The following is a 26,177-nucleotide window of genomic DNA, read 5'->3' as shown; positions in this document are numbered from 1 at the left end:
GGTAGCTGGCATGTATCCGGAGCGATGCACCAGCGGTCGGTGAAACGGGTTAAGGTGGGCTTTGTGAAAACCCCGACTCGCGATTCTCGGGTAACCGCCGTCCAGAACAAAGACCAGTTCTGGATCACCCTGGATGATCCGCTGACGAAAAACGCCATGGATCCGCCTCTCGTTGACGCGCTCACCCACGCCATCGAGAACGCACCCAATGGAATCATCGTCCTCACCGGCAAGAACGGTGGGTTCTCAACGGGAGGTAGCCTGGCAACAGTCGCGGCTCTCGCTGAGCAGGCTCAGGATGACGTCGGGGCCGTCGAGGATACTGTGCGTCGTGGCGGGAATGTCATCGAGGACCTGATCTTCTCGTCATCGACCACCGTTGCTCTCATCGACGGTGCGTGCGCGGGAGCCGGGCTTGGAATTGCTCTCGCATGCGATTACCGGCTCGCCACTCATCGATCCCGCTTCACCACCGCCTACTCAAAGCTTGGCCTTCCCTCAGACTTCGGCACCCACGAGTTGCTGAGACGCCAGATTGGAACGGAGGTCGCCGATGAACTCATGGCATCCTCCGACCTGCTCGGAGTGACGAACGCACTGGAATACGGGATTATCGACGCCGTCATCGACCGCCTCGACCGTAAGGGCGTGAAAAAGGCGCTGAAGGAACTCCCAACCCCGAACCGGAAGGGCCGCGGGCATGACATCTCAGACGTCCTTGACCGTGAAGCAGCCCACTTCGCACGCGTCATCGCTGACCCACGTACACAGCTGAAAATTGAGAAGGCTCGCCGAAAGAAGAAGAAGGACGCGGCCAGTTAACCGGCTCTCACCTCCTATCAGCATCCCAAAACCGCTGGTAGCGTGGCCATCGTGACGACCGCTCAACTTACTGAACCAGCAACGCATGTATCGCGACGCGCCATCTGGATGGACGTGGTGCGCGGCCTCGCCATCATCGCGGTCATCTATGGCCACACGGAAGCTATCGGTCGCGTTGAGCAGGTTTTCTCCAGCGCCGAGTGGATGGTCGTCACCAACAAGGTGCTCGTTCTCATTCGCATGCCTTTGCTCATGTTCCTCTCCGGGATGCTCGTGCCCCGCTCTATCGCGAGAGGCTGGCGAAGTTTTCTACCTGGGAAGTTCACCAAACTGGCATGGCCCTACGCGGTATGGATCGCCGTCTTCGTTGTCGTTCTCTGGCTATACCGGGATGACGGAACCCTCTCCACGATCCCGATGAGCATCGTGTGGCCTGAGAATCCTAATCAGACGCCACTGTGGTATCTAAGGAACCTGTTCTTCTATTACCTCATCGCCCAGGTGCTGAGGTGGCTGCGGTTGCCACTATGGTCGGGCGCAGTCCTTGGCCTCACGATCAGTGCAACCCAGCTCATGGCCAACTTCGTCGCAGGCACAACGGAACTCCGCTTTGCGAACCTTATGACGTTCTTCTTCCTCGGTGCGGTTGCCATGCAGTACCGGGAGGCGATCACGAACTTCTGCCGCAAGCCGTCTGTCGCGATCGTCTTGCTCGTCATGTTCATCGTGCCCGCCTACATCTACGTCACCGGAATCGCACCCGTGCGCTATCGGCTCGAGTTCATCTGGGGTCCGCTCGCCTTCATCGGCCTCATTCTGGGCTTCGCGCCCGCCATCACCTCATCGGCATGGACGAAGCCGATCGAGTTCATTGGCCGGAATTCGCTCTACTTCTACGTCATGCACTACCCACTCCTCCTCATTTACGCGTGGTCGTTCAGTGCTCATGTCAACACCGGTGCGGCCGGGCAATTTGTGATCATGATGGCGGTCGCGTTGGTCATTCCCGCCGTGACCGTTCATCTCGCAAACCGTATTCCGCCCCTCAAGTGGCTGTTCTTTGAACTCCCGTGGCCCCGCCCAAAGAAGGTGTCCTGACAGCAGGTCCTCCGTTCCTGACCTGAAGCTCATGCGACGGTATGGCCCTCTCGACACCTGGCATGGCCCGGCAGTCTCGCCGCCGTTCCCGGCGTGTAAGGATCACGTTATCGCGGGGCTCTTCCCCTCTTATCCGCCGCCTATTCCAGCGGGCCTCGCCAGTAGCTAGGGTTGGCCCATGAAGATCGAACTCACGAGCGGGGATATCACGAACGAGCGAGTCGACGCCGTCGTCAATGCCGCCAATTCATCGCTTATGGGCGGCGGCGGAGTCGATGGCGCAATTCATCGCGCGGCCGGCCCGGATCTGTCCACCGCCTGCCGCGGACTTCGAGAACTCTGGGTGGATGGCCTTCCCGTTGGCAGGGCGGTCGCGACGCCCGGCTTTGAGATGCCGGCGCAGTGGATCATCCACACGGTCGGCCCCAATAGAAACGCTGGCGAGACTGACCCTGCTTTACTCCGCTCGTGCTTCACAGAAAGTCTACGAGCGGCCGAGATTATTGGCGCCAAATCGATCGCCTTCCCCGCCCTCTCCGCCGGGGTTTACGGATGGGACATGGCTGAGGTCGCTACCATCGGTCTCGCGGCTCTGTCCTCGTACACCGGACCGGTTACTCTCGCGAGGGTCGTCCTGTTCTCAGATGATGCACTCGACGTGTGGAAGAACGCGCTCTGACGTAGCCGTCGCCAGCCTGGCGTGAGGACCATCCTCAGCCATCTTCTGACGGCTGCATACTCCGAGAATCTATGCCGAACTCCGCTGACGCATTGATCTCTTCGCCACGACTAAGCCCCTCTGGGGTCAGTGAGTTGGCGGTAAACTCCCACAGTTGCCCGTCGACGTCGACGTAGGTGAAGGATGTGAAAGAGCCAGAGTTGTAGACGATGTCGATGATGATCGCCGGATATCCAGCGACGTCAGCAGTCTCGTCCCGCACTGCGATGGTCGACTTCGTCTCGAAGGCAGGCTTCAGGAGGTCGACAAAGAATTCCGCGGTGAACGTGTAGGGTTCTGACTCAAAATTCTGGGCGAGGACATCGTCCCAGTCATTGCCGTCCCACAGGTACTGGTATTCAAAACCCTCGCGGGGCTCAACGTCATACCAATCCTCAGGGACAGTGACCTCGACCGTCTGCTGAGAGGCAGCCGCCCTGTCCTCCATCTCGTCGGACGTCGCACTACTCATGACGACGGTTCCCTCCGCCCCGTCTGGCTCGGGTTCGGCACCGCACGCGGCGATAAGGAGGCCAACGGCTACGAGGGCCGCGGCCCTGCTCGAAATCACGACCTGACCTGCCTGTCCTAGACGACATTACTTCCGCGGACAGTCTAGGGCACGAGCTCCTCAACGCCTAGGCCGTCAGCGTCTTCTTTACGGTTGGTAGCGAATGGGCGAAGATGGGGTATGAACATTCTATGGCAGGTGTATCCCCTAGGTGCCACGGCAGCACCAATTCGCGACTGGTCAGACCCCGAAACCGGTGAACACCGCTTGCAGCGGCTTATGCCATGGCTCGACCATGCGGCAGGCCTGTCTGATGCCCTCTTGCTCGGACCGATCTTCACCTCGGTCACTCACGGCTACGACACTCTTGACCATCGAACTATCGATCCGCGGCTCGGAACGGAGGCGGACTTCGACGATCTCGTCGCGGCCGCGGGAGAACTTGGCATGGGCATCGTCCTCGACGGGGTGTTCAACCACGTGGCGAAGGGTCATGCGCTCGACGATCATGTGGCGAGGAACGCCGATGGTTCACCCAGGCTGTTTGAGGGGCACGGATCGCTCCTCGAGCTCGACCATTCTGACCCCGCCGTCATCGATTACATTATCGACACCCTCCTGCACTGGCTTGAGCGCGGCGCCACGGGATGGCGCATGGACGCGGCGTACCGCATGGACCCGTCTGTCTGGGAACAGATCGTCCCTCCCGTGAAGGAGGCATTCCCCGACGCGTGGTTCCTAGGGGAGGTTATTCACGGCGATTATCCACGCTTCACCGGCCCGGACAGGCTCGATTCGGTCACCCAGTACGAGCTGTGGAAAGCAATCTGGTCGAGCCTCAAGGACGAGAACTTCTTCGAGCTCGAATGGACACTGCAACGCCATTCGCAGCTCCTCGAGTCGTTCACGCCGAACACCTTCATCGGCAATCACGACGTTGAGCGGATTACATCGACGCTTGGGCGACGCAGGGCTGCAATGGCAGCGGTCCTGCTCTTCACGCTTCCCGGCATCCCTTCGGTTTACGCCGGTGACGAGTTCGGCTGGCTGGGCACGAAGGCCGATGGCTTTGCTGCGGATGACCCCCTCCGGCCCGAGTTACCGGCGCACCCATCCGACGCCATCGATCCCTCCTCTTCACAGATCCTCAACGTCTACCGCTGGGGAACGAATCTGCGCAGGGAGCATGAGTGGCTACAGACTGCCCAGATGGAGACGGCAAACCTCAGCAACACGACCATGACCTATCGCGTCACTGGTGCCGAACGTGAGCTGGCAGTCAGCCTCGACCTCACGACCGAGTCAGCTGCCGTGAGCCTCGACGGTGTCCCGATCTGGCATCTGCCTGACATCGACGACTGACACTCACCCATTCGCGGTGAGATAGGTGAGGACGGCTCGGACGCGACGGTTTTCCTCACCGACCGGCAGTCCCAGCTTGAGGAAGACGGCGGCAACATACTTGGAGACAGCACCCGCCGAGAGGTGAAGCTGCTCCGCGATCTGCGTGTTCGATAGTCCCTCCGCCATGAGCGCGAGAACTTCCCGCTCCCTCGGAGTGAGCGAGTCCAACGGTCCAGAGCGGGCCCGGGCCAGCTGGGAGGCGACCTCAGGATCAATGACGATGCCGCCCGCGGCGACAACGGAGAGCGAGCGCAGGAAGTCTCCGACCTTCGCCACCCGGTCCTTGAGCAAATACCCAAACCCGCCGGTAGCCCGGCCCAAGAACCGCGACGCATAGGCCGGGGCCACGTACTGGGAGAGGATCATGATTCCAAGGTTCGGATACTCGTCGCGAAGCCTGACCGCAGCATCGAGACCGTCCGCCGCCATTCCCGGCGGCATCCTCACATCCGCGATCACGACATCAGGAGTGACACCCTCGGTCACCGCCGCCCGGACAGCGTCGATGAGCCCAGGAGCATCCTCTGCAGATGCGAGAACGTTGTGGCCCTGCCGTTCCACGAGGCCGATGAGGCCCTCCCGCAGGAGCGCGGAGTCGTCAGCGATGATCAGTCGCACACATACCCCGATTCCCCGACGTTGAGCAGGAGTGGCATGCGTGCCCGCAACTCGGTGGGCCCACCCTGCGGGCTTGAGACATCGAGGCTGCCGCCGAATGCTGCGAGCCGCTCTCTCATGCCCGACAGCCCATGCCCGGGTCGAATGACAGCACCGCCGGGGCCGCGATCGGTGACGGTGATGTGAAGAGAACTGTCCGCTGCAAGAAGCACGACGGCAGGGCCACCGTATTTCGTCGCGTTCGTTAAAGCTTCGGAAACGAAGAAGTACCCGGACGCGGTGATGCCGGAGGGAAGGGATGGGAGCCGGTAGGGGCAGCGGACCTCGACTCCGTCGAAGCGCCCGGCCAGGTCTCGGACTGCGGCCTCCAGTCCCATGTCCGTGAGGACCTGCGGGTGGATGCCATGGACGGTTTCCCGTAGCGCTTTCATCGCCCGCCCCGCATCCTCTTGCGCCGCACTCAACATGTGAGCCTCAGGACTGTGGGGGTCGAGCGCCAGCGATGCCTCACCCATCTTCATCGTCGCCGCCACGAGGTACTGCTGAGCCCCGTCATGCAAGTCACGCTCGATGCGCCGGCGCTCGATCTCGAACGCGCCGACGATCTCCCTCCGCGAGCGCCGCAATTCGGCCGGGTCTTCGACTGGTCGTGGCTGCTCTCGTTCCTGGCCTCTCTGCAGGCCGAGAGTGAGAACGACGGCGAACGCGATGAAGAGCGCCGCGTAGGGTTGGCCGAACAAGATCTGGGCTGCAATGATGCCGAGCACACCAAGGGCAATGGCGATATTGAGTGGACTGGCGCGCATAGCCCTATCCTAATAGGGCCCCGCCCCAACGGGAGTAGAGCTAGGTCCACTCCGGTTCGGGATGCAGGTGGATGGTGCCCAGCGTGACGTGCGAGTGGAATTGTGGCCATGAAAGAAACTTTGAGGTCGACGCACCTCGTCAAGACATATGGCCCGGTGAGCGCGCTCGCCGATGTCTCGATCACTGTCGAGCCCGGTGAGTCCGTGGCGATCATGGGTCCGTCCGGTTCAGGAAAGTCCACTCTCCTCCATGTCCTTTCCGGAATCTTGCGCCCAGATTCGGGAACGGTCTGGCTGCGACCGGTGGACATCACTGGGCTTCGTGACAGCGCCCGGTCCCGTCTGCGACGGGAGCGGTTCGGCTTCGTTTTCCAGGACGGACAGCTTGTCGATGAACTTAGCGCGGCTGAGAATGTCGCCTTCCCACTGCTCCTCGCCGGGTGGAAGCGGTCGAAAGCTCTCCGAGAGGCCACGCGGTGGCTTGACCGCCTCGGACTGTCGGGAATGGAGTCGAGGAAGCCTGGCGAGATGTCGGGTGGACAGGCCCAGCGGGTCGCCATCGCCCGCTCCCTCGTTCATCACCCGGCCGTTGTTTTCGCAGATGAGCCGACGGGCGCCCTCGATCAGGCGACCGGCCATGAGGTCATGCAGATCCTCACGACGGTCTGCCGCATGTCGGGCGCATCTCTCATCGTCGTCACGCACGATATGGAGGTCGCGAAGTGGTGCAACCGGCTCGTTGAGATCAGGGACGCGGTTGTCCACGATGATCGGAAGCTGGGTGTGGGCCAATGATCGCACTGTCCTCGCGACTTGCGCTGTCGCGGATCAAGACCAACCGCTCTGGACTCGATGTTCTCGCTGTCACCGCCTTCGCTGTCACGACCTTGCTCGCACTCACCGTCACTGGCGGGACGAGCATGTTTGTCGACCGGATGGCCAGCCCACCGCAGGCGCTCGTCGATGTCGCGACCCTCAGCGAGTACGGTAACAGGACCGCGAGGGAGTTTGCCGAGACGTATGTTTATCTTGCTGCCGTCGCCTCTGCAATCCTTGTCGTACCGATCTTTGGTCTCGGAGGCGGCGCGGCGCGGCTCGGTGCGTCGGGCCGAGCCCGTCGACTCGCGTCGCTTCGCCTCATCGGCATGACTGGCGGCGAAGTCGTCCTCATGTCAGTGATCGAATCTATCGTCCTCACTCTTGCTGGCGCTGCGCTGGGAACGATGCTGTTCCTGCTCAGCCTGCCCTTGTGGCAGTTTGTGTCCTTCCAAGGTCAACCGCTCTCGTCCGGGGAGATGGTTGGACCCCTCTGGGCCAACGGCGCCGTCATCGTTCTCATCGTTGCCCTGTCCGGATTGTCAACGGCGATCGGTTTACAACGGGTTGTCATCAGCCCCCTCGGTGTCGCCCACCGAGAGACACCGAAAGCCCTCAAGTTCTGGCGAGTTATCGCGTTTGTTGCCGCCGTCGTGGCCTTTATCGTCGTGTCCCGAGCGTTCAATCTGCGCGAATCGGATGCGATTCTCATCGCGACAATCTCCGGGATGCTTATTGTCATCCTCTTCACCGTCAATCTCATCGGTCCCTGGATCATCCAGCTTGTCGCGCGGCCGTTCACTCGAGCGTCGAGCCCCTCAACCCTGTTGGCGTCACGTCGGCTCATCTCCCAGCCCCGCGATGCGTGGCGAAACATCTCCGCACTGGCTTTCATCGGGTTTATCGCAGCATTCGTGTCAGGCATTCCGGAGGTGCCCGACGACCCTCTGACTAATCTTCAGCTGAAGGACATCGGAACGGGCGCTCTGGTCACACTTGTCATCGGCCTTATCGTCGCCGCGACGTCCACCCTTATCAACCAGGCCGCATTCGCGGTTGACCGGGCCGATCAGACCGTTGCGCTCTCGAGGATGGGGACCCCGCGCAGCGTGCTCAATCGCGCGCGCCATGGTCAAGTCCTTCTGCCCGTCACGGTGACGTTCGGTATCGTCATCCCGCTCGGGTTCCTCACGATGCAGGCGATGGTCGCCAACACACCGGACCTGAGCTTCGAGTTCACGAGGATACCGGTCCTCATTGGCACTGTGATTTTCGGCCTGATCCTGTGTCTCGTCGCCGCGAGCGCATCGCAACCGATCGAAACAAGGATCCTCACCTCTGACTATCGGCGCAACGACTAAATCGCTGAGGGGCAACCCCTAGCAGCCACCTAGCGGAGACAAGTGCGGCGGTCTGACGATGGGTCTCGAGCTGGAGGAGTCCTCAAAGCCTTGATGAAATCGAAAGGGAGCTCGCCCTGCTTGCCGGGTTCGACGAGAGGGATGACAACCCGTGCGAGGAAGCTACGCCCGTGACAAGCGTCGTCGCTCGGTCGCGACGTCATTCAGCCTGCGTAGAGGCAATACTTTCCACAAACGGCCCCTGTCGCGCCGAGTATCGGCCCTTGCGTAGCGGCTTTAGCTATCGGGCGCTGCCCCATCGTCACGGTATCAGGGATGAGGAGGAGGCCATGTTCATACTGCCGTCCTGCCGCCCCTCATTTTCCGGATCCGGCGATACCCGCGGCCGCCCCGTTAGAGCGAGCTACCCTACACTCTGAAGAGGGGATGATAGGCAGTTCGGTGGCGCGGCTGGCCGACCAACTCGGGCCCGATACCCACCGTGACCACAGTCTTGGCCGCCCCGTCATGCTGTGACTAAGGAGGAGAACCGCTCATGTCCGCCACACCGCACATGAGCGACTGGGGAATCGGCGCCTACGATCCCGACCTCTACCTCGAGCTCATCGGTGTCGAGACGACCGAACCCAGTGTGGATGTCCTCGAGCGCATCCACCTCGGCCATGTCATGACCTTCCCCTTCAGCAACCTCGACGTGCTGCTCGGCAGACATCCCGGCGTGGAACCAGAGTCCGTCGCCCGTCGCATGATGCGGGAGGGTCGCGGGGGCTACTGCTTCGAGCACGTTCAGCTCATGGCTGGCGTCCTCGAACGGCTCGGTTTCTTAGTGCGCCGTCGGCTCGGCCGAGTACGCTCGCCCGAGAACCAGCGCACCCACATGACCCTTGACGTCGAGCTCGATGGGCGACGCTGGATGATGGACCCGGGCTTTGGCTTGTCCCTGACAGGCCCGATCCCCCGCGAGGACTGTGCGCGACGCGACGAGTTCTTTGGCGCACTCGAGATCCGCCGCATCGTCAAAGACGAAGGCATCGAGCATTGGGTGCTACGGCGAGATGACAATATCCTGCACGTCACCGACCTCTTGCCGGTTGTTCCTGCCGATGTCCGCAGTGGCCACCATGTCACCTCGACTTTAGCCGGTGCTGGCCCGTTCCAGACGATGCTCATTGTCAGCCGCTTCACTGAGGAGGGGCATGTGACGATCACAAGCAGTGGTCGCACGATCCGCCGGCCTAACCGAGAGACGGAGCGCGAAGATCTCACAGTCGTACAAGTCATTGATGCCGTCGCTGACCTCGGGATAACCCTCGACACCGCGACTGCTCGCGCGCTGGAAGAGCGGCTTCGCGAACTCCGTTCACACTGATCGGTAGAAACGAGGTCCGTCGTACTCAGTCCGAGTACCCGCCAGCGGCACGCATGCAGCACCTAGCCGTATTCGTGTGCTCGTCGTCCCGTTTATCCGCAAAATCTCCTCGAGCATCCCCGTAGTTTGGTGAGATAGCCGCCTGGATCACGCAGACAGTACCGAAGCTCCGCCCCACAGGACTGCCTGACAAACGAGACAGACACATCCACCCATTGCGGATTACTCGCTGGAGGGGTCCGCATAGGATCAGCTCTCACCTTGACGTTCCGTGATCGACCTTCCACATCTGGCCCGCTCCCCACGCCGCAGTGGTGAGCACCGACATGTTCACGCTTCACGAATCGGACTCATCATCGAGACCCTTACAAAATGAGACTGCCGAAGAAGAATCCCAGAGCAACGGCGAGAGCAATGTTGACAATCCCGGGGATCATGAACGGATGGTTGAAGACGGCTTTCCCCACTCGCGTCGATCCGGTGTCATCCATCTCCACTGCAGCCAACAACGTGGGGTATGTCGGGAGCACAAACAAGGCAGAAACTGCGGGGAATGCAGCGATAGCACCCAGCGGGCCAACTCCAAGTGTGAGTGCCACTGGCATGAGTGCTTTGGTTGTCGCTGCCTGCGAGTAGAGGAGTGCTGCTGCGAAGAACAAAACGATCGCGAGAGTCCAGGGATAGTTCTCCAGCGTATTGCCCGCTAGCTGTAGTTCCTCGGGAGGTTGTGAACGCTCGAGTTAGATGAAGACCTCCGGCAGGATGTGGGTTACCACGCTCGCATCCAGTAACCGGAGGTCTTCATGTCCCACGCTAACGCACCATTGACACCTGTGGGCAGGCAGCGCCTGGCTTCTCTGATTGTCGATCAGGGATGGTCGATCCGACGCGCAGCGGAGCGGTTCCAGGTTTCGCCTGCAACCGCGTCGAAATGGGCGTCCCGATACCGCGCGGGTGAACCTCTCGTGGATCGTTCCTCGCGCCCGCATCACTCACCCATGAGGCTTGCGAAGCGGCGCGAGCATCGTGTTATCAGCCTGCGGTTCACCCGCCGGTGGGGTCCGCACCGGATCAGCTACCACCTGGGTATACCGCGGTCCACGATCGAACGCGTCCTTGCCCGGTACCGGATGCCGCTGCTGGCGCATGTCGATCAAGCAACAGGGCTGCCGGTCCGTAAGCCTCGACCCGTGCGCTACGAGAAACGGCGTCCGGGCGAGCTCGTGCATGTCGACATCAAGAAACTCGGCCGTATCCCTGACGGTGGTGGACATCGCATGCTCGGACGCGCCAACGGCAAGCGTAACCGTCGCCATGGAGTGGGTTACGCGTTCTTGCATCACGCGGTCGATGACTACTCACGCCTGGCCTACTCCGAGATCCTTGCCGACGAGAAGAAAGAGACAGCAGCCGCGTTCTGGCACCGAGCGCGCATGTTCTTCGCCCAGGCCGGAGTGACCGTTGCGGCGGTGATGACCGATAACGGGTCCTGTTACCGCTCCCGAGCGTTCGCAGCCGCGCTCGGACCACAAGTGAAACATCGTCGAACCCGGCCGTATCGGCCCCAGACCAACGGGAAAGTCGAACGATTCAACCGCACTCTCGCCACCGAGTGGGCCTACACCCAGCTATACGAAAGCGACGAGGCCAGGGCCGCAACATACAGCACCTGGCTCCACCACTACAATCATCACCGACCCCACACCGGAATCGCAGGACAGACTCCCTCAGACCGCGTTCACAACCTCACTAGGAACTACAGCTAGCGCTTCTATTCTCTCAATATGCTCATTGACGAATGTCGTACCCAACCAGGCAACACCCAAAACACAAACTGAAGCCGACATTCCAGACTTAAAGGTCTGCATATTGAGAATGACGGCAGGCTTGATCTTGGTGACGATGGTGATCACCATTGCGGTCGCCAACATGATCGACATGATGGCCTCGTTCCGAGGGAGTGTCGGATCCTCAATGAGCTGCAGATTCTCTGAAATCGACGCTGCGTACACCACGACCAAAATGATGGCCGCCAGGAAGATGAACACCGACGTTTTCGCACCCTTCTTGCCGACGTACTCGTGCGCACCTCTGAACTGAACCAGTCCTCGCGCCATCCGTTCTTGATAAACGGGATCCTGTTCGAGCGGCTTGCCGAGGAAGTTGACCAAGAAACTCGTCAACATGACAGCGAGGAATGTTGAAGGAATGGAGATGCTCAGCAGGGTGAGGTACCCCACACCCATCGGCTCCAGGATTGACGCCATGAAAACAACGGCTGCCGATATCGGGCTCGCCGTGATCGCCATCTGGGACGCCACGACGGAGATGGAGAGCGGACGAGATGGGCGGATCTTATTTTCCTTCGCCACTTCGGCGATCACAGGCAACGCAGCAAATGCGGTGTGCCCCGTGCCCGCGAACAGCGTAAGGAAGTACGTGACTGCCGGCGCCAATTGAGTGATGCGTTTCGGATTCTTGCGGAGCAAACGGTCCGTCAACGAGACAAGCCAATCCATACCGCCCGCAGCTTGCATCGCGGCGATAGCAGCGATGACGGACATGATGATTCCAATGACATCAAAAGGAATATCGTCCTGAGTAACGGAAGCACCGGTGATCCCAAGGAAGATGACACCCAAGCCTCCCGCAAACCCGATCGCTATGGAGCCATAGCGGGCACCCAGAAAGATTGCTAGCAACACGATGAGTAGATGTATCCAGACCAAAACGTCTCATCCTTCTGTCGAGAGTGTGAGTAGGCCTAGCGGTTAACTTTTGCAAGGCATCCCCTTCGCTTCCCCGCGAGTCTACGGCCCTATGGTGCAATCGCACACGCGCGACGGAGAAGTACACAGCGAGCTCTGCAGAATTCAGTGCAGATGCGGTACGAGTTGAGTGGTGATCATCAACCCCATGGCGTGCGGGAGCGAGCTGGTCGCAGGTGCTCGGCCGTTAGAAGCATCAAGTTCCTCATTCAGGTGACGGACTTGGCGCGATAGCAACGGGCCTTTCACAACCGATATCACTTAGTGCACGGGTCTCAACAGGATCCAGCGACGTCGATGAAGGTCGCCTACCCTACCTGAGTCCAGTTCTCAGGCTTGACGTCACGACGGTCCGGGGATGAATTTCTGTGTGGAACATCTACCCCTGGCACGGTCGCCAGAGTATGGTTCGCTGTGCGCATCGCGGATCTCCGACAAGCTCGCGCGGGGACCTGTCGGACGAGGAGAATACCCCCTTATCGCCGTCCTTGACAGTCTGAGGCGTGTATCGAAGGGACCCTGATCACGTGATGGTTCCACGCCTACCGCCGAAGAACGAGGCGACCAACGGAATGACGGAGAGCCCCATGAGGACCCACCCGACGACGGGCTCCGGCGTCGAGAGCACCGCTCCGGCAACAAGAAGCGCAGCGAAAATGATGGCTGACTTGATACGTATTGCCGATCGTTGCAGCTGGCGCATCTGCGCGGACAAGACCGGTGTTGCGACCCTGAGCTCGCCGCGCTCAGCAAGTCGGAGGACCGTGTCAGCGCGCCGGGGCAGGCCGAGGGCGACTTTCCCGAGTGTCATCACCTCGTTGACGATCGTCTGCGGCGTGCTCTCACGCTCATCTTTCAAAAGCTGAGTCGCGTATGGCGTGATCGTCGCCCACACGTCGAACTCCGGGTCAAGGCCTGTGCAAATCCCGGACAGGATGCCGATCGAGCGTCCCAGAAGTAGGAGATCCTCCGGGATTTGGAAAGGCAACTCGAAAAGTAGCTCGCGGAACTGTAGTGCGAAGCGCACCATCTCCTCTTCGGGAATCTGCTGCAGTTCATCCATGCGCAGCCCCGCGAACCGTTCAAAAACTTTTTCCGCCGCCTCTTCGATCTTTGCCAGATCCGCGGTGGGTAGTAGCACGTCGAGATCTTTCAAACCAGCAAGCATACGAGAGCTGTCGCGAAGACCGACCCCGATGAGCAACTCCCTCAATCCGCTTCGCAAATTTTCCGGCACGCGGCCAATCATGCCGAAATCGATGAATGTCAGGATCCACTTAGGCTCTCCCGGACCTGCCTCACTGCACGGGGTAACGAACAGGTTGCCCGGGTGCGGGTCTGCGTGGAAAAACCCGTCGGTGAGGATTTGTTGGAGGTAGGTGTCGGCAAGGACCTTCGCGACCTCAGCGCGGTCGACGCCCGCCGCGGTGATCGCATCGTTGTCCCCCAGCTTGATTGCTGAAACGTCTTCGAGAGTGAGCACACGACGCCCAGTTAGGTCCCATACGACAGAAGGCACAGAAACCTGCGGGTTGTGCGAAAAGTTCGCGGCGAACGTCTCCGCATTGCTTGCTTCTGCAAGGTAGTCAATTTCTTGTAAGGTCGTTGCCGCGAATTCCTCGACGAGGGCCGGCGCATCCGCCCGTTCACGGATTGGCCGGTACCGCTGCATCCACCCGCCGACCCGCCGCAGAGCAGCAAGATCAGTTTCGACGATCTCGCGAATGTTGGGCCGCTGCACTTTCACGACAACGTCGGTGAATCCATACTCGGCCGCGTCGTGCGGGTGGAGTCTGGCACGATGGACCTGGCCGAGCGAGGCCGCCGCAAGCGGCGTCTCGGAGACCCAAGCAAACTGTTCCTCGAGGGGGTGCGGGAGCTCAGCATCGGCAACTCGGCGCAAATCCTCAAAGTGTTCGGGCGGTACCTCATCCTGGAGCCCAGACAACTCCTGGGTGATCTCTCTTGGTAGGACGTCGAGCCGGGCAGAAAGAAACTGCCCGACCTTGATCATCAGCCCGCCCATCGACACCGCAAGGCGACGAAATCGCACGGCGGTGCGGCGTCCGCGCTTAGCACGTGTCCGGTTCGACCACGCGCCCAAGCCGAGGCGACGCAGGACGATCTCCCACCACACGAAATTCGCGACCACACGCGCGAAGAAAAACACGATTTTGCGGTAACGCGCGCGAAGGTCAGCGTCTGTCATTTATCCCCCGGTCATCGCCTCACGGCACTGTGCGAAACGCTTCAGTCTTCAGCAAGCAACGCGTAGAGGCGTTTCCTCGCTTCGGATAGAATCTCCACCCCGGCCGCCATCTGCCGGGGTGAACCGGAGGTGCCGACCTGAACGATCGCCTGTACCAGCCTATAGGCGGCACGGTGGTAGCCGGTCCCGTTGACCGGTGTGTCGGCGGCTTCATCCCAGGGCGACGGGCGTTCCCCGTACCGCTCCGCAGCCGCGATACCGGCGTCCGTCAGGTGATACACCTTTTTCCCGCCGACCGTTTCGGCGACCACGAGTCTTTCGTCGGCGAGTTGCTGGAGCGTTGGATAAACCGACCCGGCGGACGGACTCCAGGCGCCACCACTGCGTTCGGTCAGTTCGCCGATAATCTGATAACCGTGCATCGGCTCCTCACGCAACAGTTGCAAGATTGCCGCACGTACGTCCCCGCGCCGTGCCCGCTGTGCTGGAGGTGACATCATGCCCTGTAGTTGCTGGGCCATTCCGAAAAATGGCTTGAAGCCGGGCTGTCGCCAGTTCATTTGTTCGTCGTGCGCGTACATGGATTCATTCCCTTCCGATAGAGCAACGATATATCGTTATCTTTCTCGAAAGCCTAACATCCCGAGAGCGTCAACTGCCAGAGTGGATCGAAGATTTGATGACACGACAATCCCCGGTCGTCGCGTCGTGAGACATCGCGTGCCCGTCTTTTTTTAGGTGCGGTCGGTACCCTCAGGTTGGCATCGACAGATTCACGCCCCCATGAGACATCGCCTGCCCTACAACGGCGCACGAGACGAGTATCGACACGCTTCATACGAGAGCAAACTCCCGCCCTGACGAATATCCCGGACGCGGCTCGCCGGAGAGCCCTCTCCCGCGAGCGTCACATGTTGGGAAGCGCAGAGCCAGGTTGGAGTAGGACTGTTCCTCTATGGCCGGAGGCCCAGGTCCCCTCTTACCCATGCGCTACACCGGACCTTCGAATCACTGGTCGTCGACGAGGGTCGCTCAGCGCCGGAGGTGGTCCCAGCGTGTTGGCTCCTGCTCCAGCGCGGCCCGATCCCAGTCGGCGAGGTCGGCCGCCGCAGAATACGTCGTGTGGAGGAACTCCATCAGTGTCTTGTCGGGGTCCGCCGCCGTGCGCACCTTCTCATAGGGCAGGAGGAATTCACCCTCCTGCTTGCTGAAGAACGCCCCCTCGGGCTTGATGGGATAGTCGGCAAAACCCTGCGGTTCCGGATATGCGTAGGCGTAGAACGCCCCCTCATCCCCACCACCGGGCCAGAATCCGCAGCTACTCAGTTCGCGGGAGTATCCCTCCTCCATGACCCAGTCACCGCAGTTGGGTGCGCCGCCCGGGTGGGTGGGAGCGGTACGTCCGGAGAAGCGGGTGCACGCGAGGTCGAAGGCGCCCCAGAAGAAGTGCACGGGGCTGACCTTGCCGATGAAGTGGGCGCGGAATTCATTAATGACGCGGTCGGCTTGGACGAGTTGCCGCCAGAACAGATGAGCTGCTTCGGCGTCGTATGATGCGTCGTCGTAGTTCTGCTCGAAAGGGATCGCCGGATCTACTTCGTTGGGGCTGGCACTGATCTGTGTTGGGAGGTCCAGCTCCTCGAGAGCGTGCATGACCTCGGTGTAGAACTGGGCCACAGGCTTCGGTTCAAGCGCCACGTGGCGTGACGCGCCGTCGTCGGTACGGATGACCAAGCGGTGTTCAATAAAGTCGAATTCGATATCGAAGATTCTCGTGCCGTAAGGGATCGACGACGTCGTCAGACCACGTGGACTGACATATAGCGGCACCTGCCACCAGTGATTGAGAAGCGGCGCGTGAGCTAACCGGACCTTACCGACAACCTGGGTCCACATGTGGAGGGTCTGGCGTGTGGGACCCCAGTCTTCTACGCGCAGTTTCGGCCATGCGGGGGTGGTGGATCTGGATTGCGTCGTCATGACGTAACTCCCATCGTAAATTCGGCCCAAGTCTCAAAGGAGGTCCGGGCGACCTCGGTGTCGTTAGCGTGCAGAGTTCCGGCCACGGCTCCGTGCCACCGGTTATTGCCGCACGCTCTCACGCTACTCGAACGGAATGCGCAACTGGGGTGCGACGTTGACCTGGCCGACGTTGCGACAGTTCAACTCTCTCATCGCAGTCCACATCAAGCACTTCGAGAGTCGCTCGACGAGTTCTCTCCCAGGTACCCGAAGAACGATCTCGTCTTCTGCCGCCATGAGTACAGACAATCCCACTTCGGATCGGACACTACCCCCCCGTTTTTTCATTCGGTCGAGCTTCACCCGGGCGGGTTCTTATGCCTTCTTCGCGTAAAACCTACCGAGGGTCTCGCTCTTGAGGTCGTCGAATGTGCCGTCGATGATGGAACGTCGAATCGAATCAACAAGCTGGACGGTGTAGTACTCGTTGTGGATTGTCGCGAGCGTCGAAGAAATCATCTCCTTTGCCTTGAACGTGTGGTGGAGATAGGCCTTCGAGTAATGGGTGCACGTGTAGCAACCGCAGTCCTCGACGAGGGGGGTGAAGTTTCGCCTGAATTCTGAACGGGTGACGTTGAACCGACCGTCCGGGGAATAAATCGCAGCATTGCGGGCCACGCGGGAGGGATTAACACAGTCGAACGTGTCGGCGCCGGCCTCAACAGCCGCGAACAGGTCGTCTGGTTCGGAGATGCCAAGCAGGTGACGCGCCTTGTTCTCCGGAAGCTCCTCACTCACCCACCCGACAATCGTGCCGAGGTTTTCCTTCTCGAGCGCCCCGCCGATGCCGAACCCGTCGAACGACTGGCCATCCACCTCCATCGCACCAAGGTCCCGTGCCGCTTTCCGGCGCAGGTCCTCATATTGAGCGCCCTGGATGACGCCGAACAGTTGCTGATAGGGCTTACCGGCCCGCTCTTCTGTCAGCTTCTTGTGGGAGATAAGGCAGCGCACCGCCCACTCCCGCGTCCGCTCGAGGGCTTCAACTTGGTACGAGCGGGAATTGAGAAGAGTTGTGAGCTCGTCGAAGGCAAAGATGATGTCGGCCCCGAGCTCGTGCTGGATCCGCATGGACACCTCTGATGTGAAGCGGTGCTTAGTCCCGTCCAAGTGTGACCGGAAGGTCACACCATCGTCGTCCACGTGGGCGCGGCGAATCTTGTTTTCAGCGACTTCGAGGTCCGATCCGTCCCGGCCCTTCTGACCCTTGCCCGCGAACTGCTCGGACAGGACCTTCTGATACCCGGTCCCGAGACTCATTACCTGGAACCCGCCGGAGTCGGTGAATGTGGGTCCCGGCCAGTTCATGAATCGGCCGAGTCCGCCTGCTGCGTCAACGATGTCGGAGCCAGGCTGGAGGAATAGATGATATGCGTTGGCGAGGACCGCCTGCGCCCCGAGCTCCTTGACCGTCTCAGGAAGGACCGCCTTGACGGTAGCTTTCGTGCCGACGGGGATGAAGGCCGGGGTCTCGATGACGCCGTGCGGGGTCGTGAGGGTTCCCGCCCGGCCGAGGCCGTCCAGGCGGGCTTCGACAGTGAATGTCACGCGATCTCCTCGTAGTTCGGTTCCCTCTGCTTCACGATGGCGACGACGCGGTAGGTGACTGGCAGAAGGATGAGTTCGACAGCAACCTTATAGGCGTAGCCGACGATCATGAGATTGAAGATTGTCGCAACCGGCATGACGCCTGCCCACGCGACGACACAGAAGATCGCTGTATCGGCAGCTGTGCCAACAAGCGTCGATCCGATGAGGCGGACCCACAGGTTCTTCTCCCCGTACCTCTCTTTGATCTTGACCAGAACCCACGCGTTGATGAGCTGGCCGACGGCGTAGGCGATGACGGAGGCTGCGACGATACGTGGAACAAAGCCGAGCACAGCTTCGAACGCCGCCTGGTTGTCGTAATCGGCTGCGGGCGGGGCAATTTGGACGAGGTAGAAGACGAGGGACGCGAGAATCGAGACCGCCATGCCGAGTAAGATCGCACGCTTCGCTGGCTTGAATCCGTACACCTCGGATATGACGTCGCCAAGGATGTACGTCAAGGGGAAGAGGATGGCGCCCCCGTCGAAGACAAGAGTCGCGCCTGCAACGTCAATCTCGATAAGTTTCGTCGCCGCTATGTTGGACAACAGGAGGAACGACACAAACAGAACGACGATGAGATCGTAAGGACCCCGGCGGACGGGTGCGAAACGGGCAGACATGGATACCTCTGGACAACGACTTCAGATATGATCCGGCGCTGCCACCGCCGTGATCCGCGCATCGCGCGCGGAGTGGATCGCTCCACTCCGACAGACAGTGTAGCGGACTACGCCCCAGTGGTATGAAGGTGGCGGATCGCCCATTCACGCATGACGTCAAGTGAGGGCAGGAGCTCCTCCCCTGCGGGCGTGAGAGTGTACGTGATCTCCCCGTCGTCCTCCGTGCGCTCGACAACACCGATGGAGACGAGCTCCTTTAGCCTGGCAGAGAGCGTGCGGCGGGAGACCTCGAGCACCCGGGAGAGCTCATTGAAGTGCGCGGGTCGCTGCCTGAGCGTATCGACGATCGGTCCTGTCCAGCGCTTGCCGAGGATGAAGTGGATCTCCTCCAGTTTCTTGCAGGCCGCGAGGGGGATGTCGGGGCATCCCTTCTTAAGTTCCTCTTTTGCCATGCACCAAGTCTATATACGGCACAAGCCAGGCTTTTAGGACCAGTGTCGCGACTGGGCTGACCGTCGTCGGGCCATCACGGCAAATCGGACGGAATACTGACTTCCGCGCTCGAGGCGTCCACCGTGACTGGGATCGTCTCGTTGTCGGACTCGATAGTGACGACATAGCTGGGTGAGCCCTCGAGATCGATCTCGGCAGCGACAACCCTGCCGGGGTACGCGTTCGCCGCTGCATCGATCGCATCGGCGAGCGTGACCACCTTCGATTCGAGGAACGACTCCAGCTTCTTGTCTGCATCACCGATCGGATTCATGATGATCCCCGAGCCGACGAACGTCACTTCGGTAAGCTCCCCATCAGCGACAACGGAAACCGTATACGCGCGGAGCCGCGACTCAACAGCAACAGCGCTACCGCCGACTGCGGACTCGGCCCGTTCAATGACGGAGAAAATCTCAGCATTAACCGGGCCCGGAGTCGCGTCGAGGTCCGCGGTTGCGGTGGGTGGGACATACGGCTCATCGGTGGCCGCGCATCCCGCGATCGACAGCACCAGCGCTGCCGCAGCCCACCACTTCCACATACCGATAATCTAACCAGAGTTGACGCAAGTTAGACAGAACTTCGCTTTTTCCTCCGAATTGTCACTCGACATAGCCAGTGAAGTGGCGCCGGGCAGGCTTTCCGCTTCGTGGAGCTCGCCATCCCGAATAGTCGATGCGGCCATTCGACCGCGTCGTTGCAAACTGGACTGTGCCAGGTAGCGGGATCGGTGCTTCGAACTCGACGAACCATTCACGCGGGCCGTCGTTTCCAACACCGGTGGCCGAGTACGCGCGGGATGCGGAATACATGCCGTGGACGATCGGCTTGTTGAATCCGAACGGCTTTGCCGTGAGCTTCGTGAGGTGAATCGGGTTCGCGTCGCCCGATACCTTCGCGTAGCGCCTCCCAGTGTCAGCATCGAGCCGCCACTGGGCGGTCGCCGTGCCGGGAGCGAACTCCTCCCACTCGGGCCTGGCTGGCCGCGGTCCGCCGAGATCGGAGCCGCGGACGAGGTAACGGGCTGTATCGACCATGACCTCGGCGCGGCCGATGAGAAACCGGACGACAGAGTCGAGGGTCGTCCCGGCGTAGTGCGGCTGGGGATTGCTGATCGACGCGACCATCTCCATCTCCTCTTCCAGTCCGATGCCCCGGGTTTGCTTGACATGGTTCGTCAGGTGAATCATGCCGAGTAGCGGCAGCGGGAACTCTTTGCGCACGAGGAGCGACATCGTGAGCGGGAATCCGAGGTTGTGAACGTAGCCTGGGTGCAGGTGATCCGTAACCGTATCGCCAATGAGGTGAACGAAGTCGGCATGGATTGCGGGATCCGCTGTCACGCTCGCGTGGGCTTCCGTGTCCGGCACGGATACAGCTCGAACCGGCCGCACCTTCATGCGAACCGCCTGGCGAGCGGCCGCCCCAAAGGTCGAAGCGAAAGATGGCAGTGTCTCGTGCGTGATCCTCATGGTCAGCGCCCCACGAGATTCTGCCCGCACACACGCAACGTCTGCCCGATGTATCCGCCTGCTGGCAAGCTACAGAGGAACGACACCGTCTCGGCCACGTCGATCGGCAATCCGCCTTGCTTGAGGGAGTTTGACCTGCGGAATATCTCCCGCTGAATCGGCGGGATCCTCTTCGTCATCTCTGTCTCAATGAACCCGGGTGCGACTGCATTAGCGGTGCCGCCGCGCTCGGCAAGGATGGGGGCGAGGGCCGCCACCATGCCCATGACGGCCGACTTCGAGTAGGCATAGTTCGCCTGCCCAGCATTACCAGCAACCCCCGATGTCGAGGCGAGCGAGACGAGCCTGAAGCTGTCACCGAGACGGTCCGAGGCCAGCAGAGCATCGTTGATGCGGAGCTGGGCGGCGATGTTGACATCGATGACAGAGTTCCAACGTTCCTCGTCCATGTTGACGTAGTACTTGTCGCGCGTGATTCCCGCGTTGTGGATAAGGGCGTGGAGGACAAGATCCCGCTTCGTCAGCTCATCGACGATGCGCTGGCCGGCATCCGGCGCCGTGATATCCATCTGGATCGGGATTGCCCCGATCTCATTCGCGAGGTCCGCGAGCGCACTACCGGCGGCGGGGACATCGAGAACGATGACCTTCGCTCCGTCGCGCGCTAGAGTGCGCGCGATCGATGCACCGATGCCGCGGGCGGCGCCGGTGACAAGGACAGCCCTGCCCTGGAGGTGAGCCTCCCATGTGCTGGGGACACCCGCGCCGGCTGCAGTCACGCGCAACGTCTGACCGGAGATGAAGGCAGACTTCGCAGCGAGGAAGAACCGGAGGGCGCCAATAACGGACGATTCAGTTAAGGCCACGCCATCGTCGACGAGGATTCCGTTCGCGGTCGTGCCATAGCGGGCCTCCTTCGCGAGCGTGCGGATGAAGCCCTCGACGCCCGCTCTAGCGGCGTTGACCGCCGGGTCGGCGCTCGTGGACGTGCGGGAGACCGTGACAACACGGCCTCCCACCTTCATCTTCTTGAAGGCGGCTGGCATTCCGCGGAGGATGTCAGCCGTGTCGGTTGGGGCCGCGATCTCGTCGAGAACGACGACGATCGTGCCAATCTTGTCAAGATCATCGCCGTGCCGCCGCACATCCCCGCCCCACGCGAGGAGTTGTTCGGCGAGCTCCTCGGCGGCATCGGAGCTACCGAGGACGAGGACCGGGCTGAGGATAGGCTGTGGCCTCTGCTCAAAGCGCGGCAGGTCGGTCGGCTGTGGCAGGCCGGTTTTCCCTGCGATAAACCTGCCCGGAGCAGAGCGGACAAACGTCGTGTAATCGAGCTTCATGATTGCCTTTCAGCGAGCGGATTCGAGGAGGGCAACCGTGCCCTGCCCACCGGCAGCACAGATCGAGATGAGCCCGAGCTTGCCGGGACCAGCCTCGTAGAGGGTCTTTGCGAGCGTGGCGACGATGCGGCCGCCGGTCGCCGCGAACGGGTGGCCAGCGGCGAGCGAGGAACCGTGGACGTTAAGCCGATCCCGCGGCACGGTGCCGAAGGCGCCGTCGAGCCCGAGTTCCGCCCTCGAAAAGTCCTCGTCCTCCCACGCTTTGAGGATCATGACGACCGTGGAAGCGAACGCTTCGTGAATCTCGACAAAATCCATGTCATCCAGGCTGAGATTGTTGCGGGCCAGCATCTCCGGGGCGGCATAGGCCGGTGCCGACAGCAGGTCCGCACCGGACGTGAAGTCGACGGACCGGGTGTGAACATCGCGAATGTAGGCGAGTGGCTGATGGCCGTACTTCTCTGCCCATTCTTCGGATGCGATGAGCACTGTTGAGGCGCCGTCGGACAGCGGCGTCGAGTTGCCGGCCGTCATCGTCCCGTCCGGGCCGCCGAAGGCCGGCTTGAGGGAGGCGAGCTTCTCCATGGTCGACTCACGCAGGTTCTCGTCGCGCGCGAGACCCTGGTACCCGGTCATGAGGTCATCGAAGAAGCCCCTGTCATATGCTGCGGCGAGCCGCTTATGGGACTCGAAGGCGATCTCGTCCTGCTCCTCGCGGGTGACATTCCAGCGCTCCGTCGAAAGCGCCTGGTGCTGGCCCATGTTGAGACCAGTGCGAACCTCCGCGGCAAACGGCGCGGAGGGCTTGAGATGGCCGGGTCGGATAGCGGAGAGCGCTTTGAGCCGGTCCTTCGTCGTCCGTGCCGCATTCGCACGATGGAGGATGCTCCGCAAGCTATTGCTCACTTCGATAGGAGCATCCGATGTCGAGTCAACACCGCCGCCGACGCCGACCTCGATCTGGCCGAGAGCAACCTTGTTCGCGACAAAAGCGACGGCGTCAAGACCGGTGGCGCAGGCGCGCTGCATATCGATGGCGGGCGTACGAGAGTCGAGAGCGGATCCAATGACCGCCTCCCGGGTCAGGTTGAAGTCCTTCGCGTGCTTGAGGACCGCACCTGCGGCGACATCGCCGAGCAGTTCTCCCTGGAGAGAGAAACGGGCGACCAGCCCGTCGAGAGCCGCCGTCAGCATGTCCTGGTTGCTGACGTTCCGATAGGCTTTGCCAGCGCGGGCGAACGGTATTCTGTTGCCGCCGACAATGGCCGCTCTGCGTGGTTGATTCACGGGGTCTCCGATCATGAAGTCGAGGTATGCAGAACCGAGAGTATCTGATACCGTCGGTTTTGTGAACCCCACCACACCGACTGATAGGCGAACTACGCGCTGGGCTGATCACCGCGAACAGCGGCGAGCAGATCTCATCCACGTTGCTCGCCGGCTCATCCACACGGATGGGCCAGACGTGACGATGGCGGCCATCGCGGCCGCGAGCGGCACGTCGAAGTCGATTGTCTACAGATACTTTCAGGACAAGGACGATCTTAAGCAGGCGCTCGGCGAATCGATCCTCACCCGTATGCGAGACCGGCTCATCGAGGGGGTGCGAGCCGGATCAACGCCCGAGGAATCCATCTGCACCATGGTGCGGATGTACGTCGACGCGGCAGCCAGTTCAGTCAACGTCTACAACTTTGTCACCCAGCCCTCCGAGGGGCTCTCGCAGTTCCTCGATGACTGCGCGGATCTCGTCGCTCAGTCGATGGCGGGGCGGCTTCCCGAGGATCGGCTTCACGCCTGGTCAGCCGGAGTCATCGGATTCGTCAACGCCGCCTTCCGGTGGTGGATGGATTCAGACAGAACCATGAACAGACAGCAAATCACCGACTTCATCCTTACTTCTATCCTTTCGGGAGTCATCTATGACGACAACGATTCCCCCGGTGCCCTCCGGGGAAACTTCTGACGGCGCGGACGTTGCGGCCAACACCGCTGGACCCATCGCCGCTGACCACGTCAACGCAACGCCAGCCGAGTCCGACCTTCACGTCACCGACGTCCACCGCATCGATGTGCCAGGGTTGACCCGCGTTCTCGATGGCCGCTGGGCCCACATGCGGGCCTGGGGTCGGGAGATTGCGGCCGATCCGATGTTCGCCCGGCCGCTCGATATGTCTCGTACCGACCACCGGGAGCTGACGCTGGCACGGCTCAAGGAGCTTGCCAAGCGGAACTGGTCGGCGCAGATGCTGCCGGAGTCCCTCGGTGGCATGAATGACCCGGGTGGCAACCTCGCCGCCTTTGAGGAGCTTGTCGCTGGGGATCCGTCACTCCAGATCAAGGCGGGCGTCCAGTTCGGCCTCTTCGCCTCCGCAATCCTTCACCTCGGCACGGAGGAGCACCACAAGCGGTGGCTCGCGAAGACAATGAGCCTCGAAATTCCCGGCATCTACGCCATGACGGAGATCGGGCACGGCTCGGACGTATCCGCGGTCGGTACCACCGCGGTCTACGACGAGGAAGCGGAGGAGTTCGTCATCAACACGCCATTCCGTGCGGCCACGAAGGAATATCTCGGCAACGCGGCCCTCCACGGTCACGCTGCGGTTGTCTTCGCCCAGCTCATCACGAATGGCGTCAACCACGGCGTCCACTGCTTCTATGTGCCCGTCCGTGACAACGGAGAGGTTCTGCCCGGCATCAGCGTCGAAGATGACGGGGAGAAGGGCGGCCTCAACGGCATCGACAACGGCCGCCTTGCATTCAGCAACGTCAGGGTGCCGCGCACGAATCTTCTCAACCGCTACGGCGACGTCGCGGCGGATGGGACGTACACCTCCCCGATAGAATCGCCCGGCCGACGCTTCTTCACGATGCTGACGACCCTCGTCCAGGGCCGCGTATCACTGTCGGGGGCTGCGAACAACGCGGCCAAGCTCGCCCTCGGCATCGCCATCACCTATGGCAGCCAGCGCCGCCAGTTCGCAGACTTCACGGGTGTCAACGAGGTCACGCTCCTCGACTATCAGCTCCACCAGCATCGTCTGTTCCCGCTTCTTGCACGGACATACGCCGCTGCATTCGCCCAAGAAGATCTTCTCCACGCTTTCCACGAGGTCTTCAGCGGCGAGGGCGATACGGCAGAGAACCGTGAAGACCTGGAGACAATGGCAGCTGCCCTCAAGCCGAACTCAACATGGCTGGCTCTCGAGGCAATTCAGATGTCCCGCGAGGCATGCGGCGGTGCCGGGTACATGGCTGAAAACCGTCTCGTCGGCCTTCATGACGACCTCGATGTCTACGCCACTTTCGAGGGCGACAACCACGTGCTGCTTCAGCTCGTCGGCAAGCGCCTGCTCGGCGAGTACGCGAAGTCCCTCAAGGGGATGGACGCGGGTGATGTCACGAAGTTCATCGCCTCCCGCGCCGAGACGTTCTCAACCCGTCACACCCCGTGGCGACGTCTCCTGCAATCCGCCTCCGACTTCGGCTCGGTGCGCCGCACCGCGGCATCGCTTCGCGACCCCGAGCTTCAACTCGATCTGCTGTCGACGCGTGCGGAAACGATGGTGGAGGAGCTGAGCCTTAATCTTCGCCAAGCTCCAAACATGCCGAAGGCGGACGCTGCCGCACTCGTCAACTCCCACCAGATCGAGCTCATCGAGGCCGCGAAAGCCCACGTCGATCTCATCCTTCTGACGGCCTTCAACCAGGGCCTAGACAAGATTGAAGACGACGAGACGAGGGCTGTCCTTGTCCGGCTTCGTGACCTTTTCGCTCTCACAACGATTGAGAAGAACCTGTCCTGGTATCTCATCAACGGACACCTCTCCCTTGGCCGAGCGCGTACCCTTCCGGACTACATCAACCGACTGCTGACAAAGATCAGGCCGCATGCGCTCGACCTCGTCGCCGCGTTCGGTTATACCCAGGAGCATTGGCGTGCCCCGATATCGTCGGGAATGGAGGCCGAGCGTCAGGCCCAGGCTGCGGACTACTATCGCCACCACCGAGCATCGAACGATGCTCCAATCGACGAGAAGATCCTTTACAAGAGGAGGTCTGCCAGCAAGCGAGCATCTCGCAAAGTAAGCTGACAGGCGGGATGCGGGTGGGCGGCCAACACCTTGCGCAT

At 61.2% G+C, this 26,177-nt stretch carries 26 protein-coding genes and 1 pseudogene; 10 read left to right on the top strand and 17 right to left on the bottom strand.

All coding sequences use genetic code 11. The features are described from left to right. Nucleotides 1–63 precede the first annotated feature (63 nt). From H7E91_RS04215 to H7E91_RS04205, 3 genes are all read left to right on the top strand, one after another. On the top strand, nucleotides 64–822 hold the full coding sequence (locus H7E91_RS04215) for an enoyl-CoA hydratase-related protein (RefSeq protein WP_182353856.1): 759 nt from the start codon (nucleotides 64–66) through the stop codon (nucleotides 820–822). A gap of 51 nt (nucleotides 823–873) precedes the next feature. Continuing rightward, on the top strand, nucleotides 874–1,920 hold the full coding sequence (locus H7E91_RS04210) for an acyltransferase family protein (protein WP_182353855.1): 1,047 nt from the start codon (nucleotides 874–876) through the stop codon (nucleotides 1,918–1,920). 178 nt (nucleotides 1,921–2,098) lie between these two features. Further along, nucleotides 2,099–2,599, top strand: a complete 501-nt coding sequence (locus H7E91_RS04205) for an O-acetyl-ADP-ribose deacetylase (RefSeq protein WP_182353854.1) — start codon at nucleotides 2,099–2,101, stop codon at nucleotides 2,597–2,599. Between the two features lie 34 nt (nucleotides 2,600–2,633). Here the strand turns inward: H7E91_RS04205 and H7E91_RS04200 are convergent, their stop codons facing one another. Beyond that, a complete protein-coding gene (locus H7E91_RS04200; protein WP_182353853.1) occupies nucleotides 2,634–3,209 on the bottom strand; it encodes a hypothetical protein in 576 nt (191 codons plus the stop codon). A gap of 120 nt (nucleotides 3,210–3,329) precedes the next feature. Here H7E91_RS04200 and H7E91_RS04195 point away from each other — a divergent pair, with 120 nt between their 5' ends. Further along, nucleotides 3,330–4,511, top strand: coding sequence for an alpha-amylase family glycosyl hydrolase (locus H7E91_RS04195; protein ID WP_182353852.1), 1,182 nt, complete (start codon nucleotides 3,330–3,332; stop codon nucleotides 4,509–4,511). Between the two features lie 3 nt (nucleotides 4,512–4,514). On the opposite strand, the gene H7E91_RS04190 is transcribed toward H7E91_RS04195, so the two are convergent. Both H7E91_RS04190 and H7E91_RS04185 read right to left on the bottom strand, forming a co-directional pair. Next, nucleotides 4,515–5,171: a LuxR C-terminal-related transcriptional regulator gene (locus H7E91_RS04190; protein WP_182353851.1), complete on the bottom strand. Its 657-nt coding sequence runs from the start codon at nucleotides 5,169–5,171 to the stop codon at nucleotides 4,515–4,517. Continuing rightward, a complete protein-coding gene (locus H7E91_RS04185) occupies nucleotides 5,162–5,977 on the bottom strand; it encodes a sensor histidine kinase (RefSeq protein WP_182353850.1) in 816 nt (271 codons plus the stop codon). Before H7E91_RS04185 ends, H7E91_RS04190 begins: the two co-directional genes overlap by 10 nt. A 108-nt stretch (nucleotides 5,978–6,085) precedes the next feature. On the opposite strand from H7E91_RS04185, the gene H7E91_RS04180 reads away from it, so the two are divergent. The 3 genes from H7E91_RS04180 (at nucleotide 6,086) to H7E91_RS04170 (ending at nucleotide 9,523) form a co-directional block, all read left to right on the top strand. Further along, the gene (locus tag H7E91_RS04180; protein ID WP_182353849.1) at nucleotides 6,086–6,772 is read left to right on the top strand and encodes an ABC transporter ATP-binding protein; all 687 of its coding nucleotides are present in this window, start codon (nucleotides 6,086–6,088) and stop codon (nucleotides 6,770–6,772) included. After that, complete coding sequence (locus H7E91_RS04175) at nucleotides 6,769–8,154, top strand: hypothetical protein (RefSeq protein ID WP_182353848.1); 1,386 nt, start codon at nucleotides 6,769–6,771, stop codon at nucleotides 8,152–8,154. The genes H7E91_RS04180 and H7E91_RS04175 overlap by 4 nt, the downstream gene beginning before the upstream one ends. Before the next feature lie 535 nt (nucleotides 8,155–8,689). After that, complete coding sequence (locus H7E91_RS04170) at nucleotides 8,690–9,523, top strand: arylamine N-acetyltransferase family protein (RefSeq protein WP_182353847.1); 834 nt, start codon at nucleotides 8,690–8,692, stop codon at nucleotides 9,521–9,523. A 365-nt stretch (nucleotides 9,524–9,888) separates the two neighbouring features. Here H7E91_RS04170 and H7E91_RS12265 read toward each other — a convergent pair whose 3' ends face one another. Both H7E91_RS12265 and H7E91_RS12260 read right to left on the bottom strand, forming a co-directional pair. Then, a complete protein-coding gene (locus H7E91_RS12265; protein ID WP_277814773.1) occupies nucleotides 9,889–10,029 on the bottom strand; it encodes a hypothetical protein in 141 nt (46 codons plus the stop codon). Nucleotides 10,030–10,107: 78 nt separating this feature from the next. Next, nucleotides 10,108–10,218 (bottom strand): annotated as a pseudogene (locus H7E91_RS12260) (anaerobic C4-dicarboxylate transporter family protein); the annotation flags it as partial. Nucleotides 10,219–10,326: 108 nt separating this feature from the next. Between H7E91_RS12260 and H7E91_RS04160 the strand changes: the two are divergent. After that, nucleotides 10,327–11,289, top strand: a complete 963-nt coding sequence (locus H7E91_RS04160; protein WP_182353846.1) for an IS481 family transposase — start codon at nucleotides 10,327–10,329, stop codon at nucleotides 11,287–11,289. Here the strand turns inward: H7E91_RS04160 and H7E91_RS04155 are convergent. From H7E91_RS04155 to H7E91_RS04100, 12 genes are all read right to left on the bottom strand, one after another. Further along, nucleotides 11,251–12,228, bottom strand: a complete 978-nt coding sequence (locus tag H7E91_RS04155; protein ID WP_206680345.1) for an anaerobic C4-dicarboxylate transporter family protein — start codon at nucleotides 12,226–12,228, stop codon at nucleotides 11,251–11,253. The two genes, H7E91_RS04160 and H7E91_RS04155, sit on opposite strands and share 39 nt — an antisense overlap. Nucleotides 12,229–12,814: 586 nt before the next feature. Beyond that, nucleotides 12,815–14,500: an ABC1 kinase family protein gene (locus H7E91_RS04150; RefSeq protein ID WP_182353844.1), complete on the bottom strand. Its 1,686-nt coding sequence runs from the start codon at nucleotides 14,498–14,500 to the stop codon at nucleotides 12,815–12,817. A gap of 41 nt (nucleotides 14,501–14,541) precedes the next feature. After that, the gene (locus tag H7E91_RS04145; protein WP_182353843.1) at nucleotides 14,542–15,081 is read right to left on the bottom strand and encodes a PadR family transcriptional regulator; all 540 of its coding nucleotides are present in this window, start codon (nucleotides 15,079–15,081) and stop codon (nucleotides 14,542–14,544) included. Between the two features lie 451 nt (nucleotides 15,082–15,532). Then, complete coding sequence (locus tag H7E91_RS04140) at nucleotides 15,533–16,480, bottom strand: DUF5996 family protein (RefSeq protein ID WP_182353842.1); 948 nt, start codon at nucleotides 16,478–16,480, stop codon at nucleotides 15,533–15,535. Between the two features lie 123 nt (nucleotides 16,481–16,603). Continuing rightward, nucleotides 16,604–16,777, bottom strand: a complete 174-nt coding sequence (locus H7E91_RS04135) for a hypothetical protein (RefSeq protein ID WP_182353841.1) — start codon at nucleotides 16,775–16,777, stop codon at nucleotides 16,604–16,606. Nucleotides 16,778–16,837: 60 nt separating this feature from the next. Next, complete coding sequence (tgt, locus tag H7E91_RS04130; RefSeq protein WP_182353840.1) at nucleotides 16,838–18,070, bottom strand: tRNA guanosine(34) transglycosylase Tgt; 1,233 nt, start codon at nucleotides 18,068–18,070, stop codon at nucleotides 16,838–16,840. Further along, nucleotides 18,067–18,735: a queuosine precursor transporter gene (locus tag H7E91_RS04125; protein WP_182353839.1), complete on the bottom strand. Its 669-nt coding sequence runs from the start codon at nucleotides 18,733–18,735 to the stop codon at nucleotides 18,067–18,069. Before H7E91_RS04125 ends, tgt begins: the two co-directional genes overlap by 4 nt. A 107-nt stretch (nucleotides 18,736–18,842) precedes the next feature. After that, nucleotides 18,843–19,187 carry a winged helix-turn-helix transcriptional regulator gene (locus H7E91_RS04120; RefSeq protein ID WP_182353838.1) on the bottom strand — a complete coding sequence of 115 codons (345 nt, stop codon included), beginning with the start codon at nucleotides 19,185–19,187 and terminating at the stop codon, nucleotides 18,843–18,845. Nucleotides 19,188–19,261: 74 nt separating this feature from the next. Next, nucleotides 19,262–19,771: a PepSY domain-containing protein gene (locus tag H7E91_RS04115; RefSeq protein ID WP_182353837.1), complete on the bottom strand. Its 510-nt coding sequence runs from the start codon at nucleotides 19,769–19,771 to the stop codon at nucleotides 19,262–19,264. 61 nt (nucleotides 19,772–19,832) lie between these two features. Next, the gene (locus H7E91_RS04110; RefSeq protein WP_182353836.1) at nucleotides 19,833–20,702 is read right to left on the bottom strand and encodes a MaoC family dehydratase; all 870 of its coding nucleotides are present in this window, start codon (nucleotides 20,700–20,702) and stop codon (nucleotides 19,833–19,835) included. Nucleotides 20,703–20,704: 2 nt separating this feature from the next. Next, the gene (locus H7E91_RS04105) at nucleotides 20,705–22,042 is read right to left on the bottom strand and encodes a 3-oxoacyl-ACP reductase (RefSeq protein ID WP_182353835.1); all 1,338 of its coding nucleotides are present in this window, start codon (nucleotides 22,040–22,042) and stop codon (nucleotides 20,705–20,707) included. Nucleotides 22,043–22,051: 9 nt separating this feature from the next. Continuing rightward, nucleotides 22,052–23,329, bottom strand: a complete 1,278-nt coding sequence (locus H7E91_RS04100) for an acetyl-CoA C-acetyltransferase (RefSeq protein WP_338401723.1) — start codon at nucleotides 23,327–23,329, stop codon at nucleotides 22,052–22,054. A gap of 61 nt (nucleotides 23,330–23,390) precedes the next feature. On the opposite strand from H7E91_RS04100, the gene H7E91_RS04095 reads away from it, so the two are divergent. Both H7E91_RS04095 and H7E91_RS04090 read left to right on the top strand, forming a co-directional pair. After that, nucleotides 23,391–24,008, top strand: a complete 618-nt coding sequence (locus H7E91_RS04095) for a TetR family transcriptional regulator (protein ID WP_206680344.1) — start codon at nucleotides 23,391–23,393, stop codon at nucleotides 24,006–24,008. Then, entirely contained in the window at nucleotides 23,965–26,139 is a 2,175-nt protein-coding gene (locus H7E91_RS04090) for an acyl-CoA dehydrogenase family protein (protein WP_182353832.1), read from the top strand. Before H7E91_RS04095 ends, H7E91_RS04090 begins: the two co-directional genes overlap by 44 nt. The last annotated feature ends 38 nt before the right edge of the window (nucleotides 26,140–26,177 follow it).

The sequence above is a fragment of the Flaviflexus huanghaiensis genome (genome assembly GCF_014118685.1).
Taxonomy (GTDB): domain Bacteria; phylum Actinomycetota; class Actinomycetes; order Actinomycetales; family Actinomycetaceae; genus Flaviflexus; species Flaviflexus huanghaiensis.
This window is presented reverse-complemented; position numbering and strand designations above follow the sequence as displayed.

Bases quoted from the DNA above. Each gene is read 5' to 3' on its own strand.
- H7E91_RS04175 (WP_182353848.1), top strand. From the start codon at position 6,769: ATGATCGCACTGTCCTCGCGACTTGCGCTGTCGCGGATCAAGACCAAC.
- H7E91_RS04160 (WP_182353846.1), top strand. From the start codon at position 10,327: ATGTCCCACGCTAACGCACCATTGACACCTGTGGGCAGGCAGCGCCTG.
- H7E91_RS04145 (WP_182353843.1), bottom strand. From the start codon at position 15,081: ATGTACGCGCACGACGAACAAATGAACTGGCGACAGCCCGGCTTCAAG.
- H7E91_RS04185 (WP_182353850.1), bottom strand. From the start codon at position 5,977: ATGCGCGCCAGTCCACTCAATATCGCCATTGCCCTTGGTGTGCTCGGC.
- H7E91_RS04180 (WP_182353849.1), top strand. From the start codon at position 6,086: ATGAAAGAAACTTTGAGGTCGACGCACCTCGTCAAGACATATGGCCCG.
- H7E91_RS04150 (WP_182353844.1), bottom strand. From the start codon at position 14,500: ATGACAGACGCTGACCTTCGCGCGCGTTACCGCAAAATCGTGTTTTTC.
- H7E91_RS04120 (WP_182353838.1), bottom strand. From the start codon at position 19,187: ATGGCAAAAGAGGAACTTAAGAAGGGATGCCCCGACATCCCCCTCGCG.
- H7E91_RS04125 (WP_182353839.1), bottom strand. From the start codon at position 18,735: ATGTCTGCCCGTTTCGCACCCGTCCGCCGGGGTCCTTACGATCTCATC.
- H7E91_RS04140 (WP_182353842.1), bottom strand. From the start codon at position 16,480: ATGACGACGCAATCCAGATCCACCACCCCCGCATGGCCGAAACTGCGC.
- H7E91_RS04105 (WP_182353835.1), bottom strand. From the start codon at position 22,042: ATGAAGCTCGATTACACGACGTTTGTCCGCTCTGCTCCGGGCAGGTTT.
- H7E91_RS04205 (WP_182353854.1), top strand. From the start codon at position 2,099: ATGAAGATCGAACTCACGAGCGGGGATATCACGAACGAGCGAGTCGAC.
- H7E91_RS04090 (WP_182353832.1), top strand. From the start codon at position 23,965: ATGACGACAACGATTCCCCCGGTGCCCTCCGGGGAAACTTCTGACGGC.
- H7E91_RS04195 (WP_182353852.1), top strand. From the start codon at position 3,330: ATGAACATTCTATGGCAGGTGTATCCCCTAGGTGCCACGGCAGCACCA.
- H7E91_RS04170 (WP_182353847.1), top strand. From the start codon at position 8,690: ATGTCCGCCACACCGCACATGAGCGACTGGGGAATCGGCGCCTACGAT.
- H7E91_RS04110 (WP_182353836.1), bottom strand. From the start codon at position 20,702: ATGAGGATCACGCACGAGACACTGCCATCTTTCGCTTCGACCTTTGGG.
- H7E91_RS04115 (WP_182353837.1), bottom strand. From the start codon at position 19,771: ATGTGGAAGTGGTGGGCTGCGGCAGCGCTGGTGCTGTCGATCGCGGGA.